Annotated in this window: 4 protein-coding genes; all 4 read right to left on the reverse strand. The window is 40.4% G+C overall.

Annotation, left to right across the window (positions count from 1 at the left end; translation table 11 throughout):
• On the reverse strand, nt 1–195 hold a 195-nt coding region (locus tag Q8907_12290), incomplete at its 3' end, for a hypothetical protein (GenBank protein ID MDP4275049.1).
• A 27-nt stretch (nt 196–222) separates the two neighbouring features.
• Complete coding sequence (locus Q8907_12295; GenBank protein ID MDP4275050.1) at nt 223–2,112, reverse strand: heparinase II/III family protein; 1,890 nt, start codon at nt 2,110–2,112, stop codon at nt 223–225.
• Nucleotides 2,113–2,219: 107 nt separating this feature from the next.
• Nucleotides 2,220–4,202, reverse strand: a complete 1,983-nt coding sequence (locus Q8907_12300; protein MDP4275051.1) for a heparinase II/III family protein — start codon at nt 4,200–4,202, stop codon at nt 2,220–2,222.
• A 446-nt stretch (nt 4,203–4,648) separates the two neighbouring features.
• The coding region (locus Q8907_12305) for a heparinase II/III family protein (GenBank protein MDP4275052.1) at nt 4,649–5,285 on the reverse strand (637 nt) is incomplete at its 5' end.

Here is a 5,285-nt window from a genome sequence, read left to right on the forward strand (position 1 = left end):
GGATGATTTCACCTTCTCCAGCCCAGTGGCATTCAGATTAAGATTCGATAACAGCTTAGTTACTTCAGGAAAATTACCAGTATTTTTTTTAGGCAACTCATTATTGGCAGCAAATACAGTGCAACTCAAACCCGCCATAAGGCAAGTCATAAATAATGCCACAAATAAATACTTTTTATAATGATCAGGTTTCATAGGTCATTCAATATTTCTTAACACTTTCTACCATTCATTTAAAGGCTTGTAAAACTTTTTGGCTTCAGGATTTTCCATGTTGACGGGATGAATTTCCACGACAATCTGCTCATTTTTCACATTATTAAGAGCTATTGCCAATTTTCTGATTCCCTCATTCCTGTTGTTTTCTTTAGGTTGAGGTGAAGACTGAAGCGGAACAGGATCCATGATGGTAAATCTTGCTTTTGCAGGTGATTTTATTTCTGCAACAATCTTTTCGGAATCCAATGTAAGGGTAGCGCTCTTCCCATTGCCAGATAAGTTTACTTGTGCCCGGGTATGCAGGAACCAATACAATTTAGCTGGTTTATCAGCTTTTATTTCATCCCGGACAACGACTGTATTTCCTCCGGCAAGAGCAATTCCGCGCTGCACAGATTTTGCAGTGGATGAATAGGCTGGGGTAAGGTCGGCAATAGCCAAAGCAGTATTCCCATTTTCTTTAAATTCAGTAATCTTCGTGGAAGCAAGTGGATCCTGATCGGCATCTTTGCCCGGATTTAGAACAAGCGTATTATGCCCTTCAGCGCGCATCCTGTAATAATTCCAGCGTTGGCCATTGGCGCCTGTAGTAAAGTAACCAGGCATATTATAATTATCAGCACCAAGGTCTACTACAAACCTTTTACCATAAGCATCAAGGATAAAACTGCCCAGGTCCAGGTGACTGTGATTGGCTTTGTTATCGCCAGCCTTGAATCCGACGAACCATGCATTTTTATCATTCCAACTACCACGCATGGTTGCCACTTCAGCTTTTTGGAAATAGGCAGAAAGAGGTATTTCGGAAGCTTTCTGTTTAATAAGTTCTGCAGGGTACCACAAGAGATCAAAGGCATCAGCTGATTCCACCAGTTGCTTCTGGTATTGAGCAGCAGCAGGTTGATGAAATTTATTAGCCATCCAGAAAAGCTGAGAACCTCCCGTAGGTCCATCACCGCCATCGGCATAATTAAATGAACGGTTAAATGGCCCAGTCAGGTAAATCGGGAAAAGCGCGGTCTTTGAAAAACCGTCGATTTTGCTTAGCCCGAAATCCGTGCCAAGAGCAGATTCCAGTCCGGAGAGTATGGCAACATTATACCGGGTAGCATATCCCCAGTAACCAGGACCCTCATTCCAGGCGCCATCAGGCCCGAAATGAACCATTGCGTAAGGGATATTGTGAATCACCTGACGCAAAATATATTCAGCAAGTTTTGGCTCATTATCAGCAATTGCAATTGCTCCTGCACCAATACCGCCATTACATACCAGATTCCAGTTATGGGGCACCCTGATCCACCAGCTGTTTCCATTGATAGCTCTGTCGTCGTATGCCATTAAAGCTCTGCATAAACCTTTTTCTATAATCGCACTTTTGATGATATTACGCTGGTCTACATTCCAGTATTGATATAACCAGTCATAACCAAGAGCAAAAGCATACGTCATTTCGCCCACATCCAGAAAATGCTTCGGATTCCAGTCCGGAAATTTAGAAGCAGCTTCCAACTCTTTCCAGGCCCTTTCAGCATATTTAACATCGCCATTCAACTGGTAAAGAAGCCCAAGAGTTGAAATTCGGTCTAAGACCCTTCGGCTGGTATTCAAAAGCCGCAGGCCATCAGGTATAACATAAATACTTGGTGATTCTCCAAGGATTCTGTCCCCTTTTTTTAAAATCTGTCCATACCAGGATTTCAGAGTTTCATCAGTAGTAATTTGTTTTTTTAGTTCAGAGAAATCAGCACTTGTAGCATTTAAACGGGGATGCCCTTTTCTGAGTGTGGACAGAAGGTTATCAGGTAAAACCATACTGGGAACAGCCGGTTCCTGAGAAAGTGCTACCGAAAACAAAATTATTGATAGTATTCCCGTGAATAATATTTTCATTTTTTATTCCTTAATATTTTTAGTTTAAGATTTCAGGAAACAAAAGATTTTGAAAAAATAAAACCTCCAGGTTCTATAGAACATAGAGGTTTTATATTAAAACCTATCTAATTGGCTTTTGTAAAAGTAACCGATTGGCCACCTTTTAAATCATGTTTGTTAAATTCAAGTTTGATGCGTGTGACGCCATTGGGCCAGTATCTTTTCAGGGAATGGTCAGTAATTTCGATCAGTTCTATCTTGGGAGTTACAATTTTCGCATCGTAGGTCATATTCATAGTGAAACCGTCACCGGAAAATTTCAATAATCCTGGCTTAACCTGGGTAACTTTACAATAGGTCATTATATTTGAACTTGTTGGGGCATTTGCCACAGTTTTCAATTCATATTTATCGGTGATCACAAAACTTTTTCCCCTGTTCAGGGTATAGCTGCGTACCCAACTTTTAACCATAGCAGATTCAGGATAGGCTCCGGCAATTTCTGTTGAAAAAGTTGCAGACTTTTTATTTGCGCTAAAAGTTGAATTTTTGGCTTTGAACTTTTCCCCGTCTTTCTGGTCAACTCCATTGATGACGGGCAGATTATGGTAACCCGACTGCATGGTCCAAATTTCATAACGCCTGGAACTAAAAGTTTTTGCAACATATTCCTCGCGACCCACATCGATCAGGCAGGGTTTACCGTCATAATACATAATGCACGAACCGATATCATTATGGTTGTGGCTTTCAGCGTTGAAACCACCCTTTGCGCCAAAGAAAAATCCCTTAAAGCTTCCTTCCCGGTCACGGGCTCCGGCAACTTCAGTATCTGGCAGCCAAAAATCAGGCACAAGCGCTTCTTTGGCTTCAGCCCCCCGGATTTCGTTTATAAGTCCAAGATTTTTAATCTGGTCTCCGATTTTACCACCCATAGCCTCCTCGCCCCAGTGGTCTATTTGGGCTAAATAAGCACCAAACTGTTGCATTTGCTGATCCTTAATAGCCTTTCCATATCTATAAACTATGGACGGACTACCACCCGTGGTAGCATCTGCATCAGCAAAATTTAAAAAATAGGGAGCATGGATATTTGCCTTATAGAAGTATTTCCCAATATTTTGGACCAAAGGATCATTAAACACATCAAATTTACCACCGGTAACATTTTTAAGAGTCTCCAGGCTCTCATAAAGCAGGGCCCCTGCGGCACCCCAGTAGGATGGACCTTCATCACAACCACCATCATCCGAGTATCCGTTTAAAAATTTATCGAGAGAATTTATGATTTTCTCAACTTCTGCAGTTTTTTTGACAGGATCATTTTCAATCAGGAGATAACTGGTAAGCATATTGTAGTTGATCCAGGGGTTCCAATTATTTGGCCTTCCGCCTTTAAAGCCCATATATCCAAAATCGTCCCTTTCAAAATAGGGTTTTAATGCTTTATTGAAAATTTCCTGTTTCAACCGTTTAGAAATCAAGGGATGAATTTTATCAAACTCTTTGTGAAATAAAAAATAAGTCCATGACAAGTTTGAAGTAATCTCACCAACGCCAAGGTCGACAATAGGTTCGTTGACATCGGGCAGACCGGCTCTTGCTTTCTGTGCGCCCAGATGAGCGGACCATCCCCACCATGTTTGTTCACTGAAATACCATACTGCATTGACAATCTGATCCATAAAACGGCCCTTGCCTTCCACGAGTTCGCCCATCACAAGTGAAATCAGTGCATTGCTGCAAGCTGAATAAGCCTCCTGATGACGGTTACCCGAACGTATGAACTCAAGATAATCCGTAGCTTTTACAACAGGCCAATTGTAACTAAGATAATTCTCAGCCCTTGTAATATATTCCTGTCTGATATTGGCAGGCAAGCCCTCCCAGAATTGCCTGTTGTTATATCCCGGTAATTTATTCCAGGAATTATCGGTAATCAGCACTTTTTCCAGGTCAATGGCTTTAGCTTCTTTTGCCAGTATGTTCCTTTCCCGGGGTTTCAATTCGGCTTTGGCAGTATTGGTCCCCCATATTATTAATGCAGAAAGACAAGCAATTAACAGAGATTTTAAATTTTTAGCTTTTGTTTTAGTTTTTGTTTTCATATCTATATAGTTAATTAAAAGGTTGCATGAATCTGTCAGCTAACGGACTCTGCTATGAAAAAATTCATAATATTATATTTTCATCCCTATTTTTATCCCTACAGGGACAACATATTGGTTGTAAAAGAAATATTCCATTGCCTTTAAGTGCCGTCAGGTACGATATAATGAACATCAATTGACGAAATATAGACCGGTCATTGTCTATTTCGTCCCTGACGGGACTTTTATCAGAGACCTATTATCTTTTCTACCAATATTAAGTCCCTGACGGGACTATAAAAACCTTCAACTTATTTTATACGAATATAATTTATATTCAAAGGTCGTATGGAATACCCATGTATTATATTACCACCGTTGATACGTCATTTGACAGATCATCAGTGTTTTTTTATTTCCGGAATCATGGTCATTTCATATATGTTTTGTTTTTTATTAAAGAATTATTCCGGAGAAGATAATCTCACTTTTATCATACCTTTTCCATCAGCAAAGACATAAGCAGGAATTCTGATTTCAACGCGTTTAAGGCCGGGGATTCTTCTGTCGAGTGCCATTGGTGGGGGATCCATCATGATTGTTGAAACACTGACATCAGCAGGTGAAAGAATTTTAAGATTCAATTCCTTACCATCTTGTTTGAGGATTGCCCCGTCAGAAACAGGAATCACCTCTGCGGTAGTCATGATAGCCCAAGTTACTAATTTTGTAGAATCTTCAAGTATCAATTGATCTTCAACAGTAATCGAATGATCCGTATCTTTTATAAACCTCCTGTTTTCACTTTTCAGATGGCCCTTAAAAACTTCAGTTAGATTAACAGTTGCTTCCGGCGTATTCCCAGTCTTAAAATCAACAATTGGAGCAAATCCATTAACATTAAACCTTGAATTGTCAACCGTAAGTGTACTGTGTCCGAAATTTCCTTTGGTCAAAAGGGACCAACGCTGACAATCCTGGCACATCCCCCAGAGGTCAAAACCAGTCCTCTCCAATTTGTCATAATCCTGTGTTCCGGGATCAAGCACCCAGCGTACCCCATTAAGTTCAAAGACAAAACTTCCCGCATCCATATTACCA

The organism is Bacteroidota bacterium (genome assembly GCA_030706565.1).
Taxonomy (GTDB): Bacteria; Bacteroidota; Bacteroidia; order Bacteroidales; family JAUZOH01; genus JAUZOH01.

Excerpts from the sequence above, each read along its gene's own strand:
- Q8907_12295 (MDP4275050.1), bottom strand. The coding sequence starts at position 2,112 with ATGAAAATATTATTCACGGGAATACTATCAATAATTTTGTTTTCGGTA.
- Q8907_12300 (MDP4275051.1), bottom strand. The coding sequence starts at position 4,202 with ATGAAAACAAAAACTAAAACAAAAGCTAAAAATTTAAAATCTCTGTTA.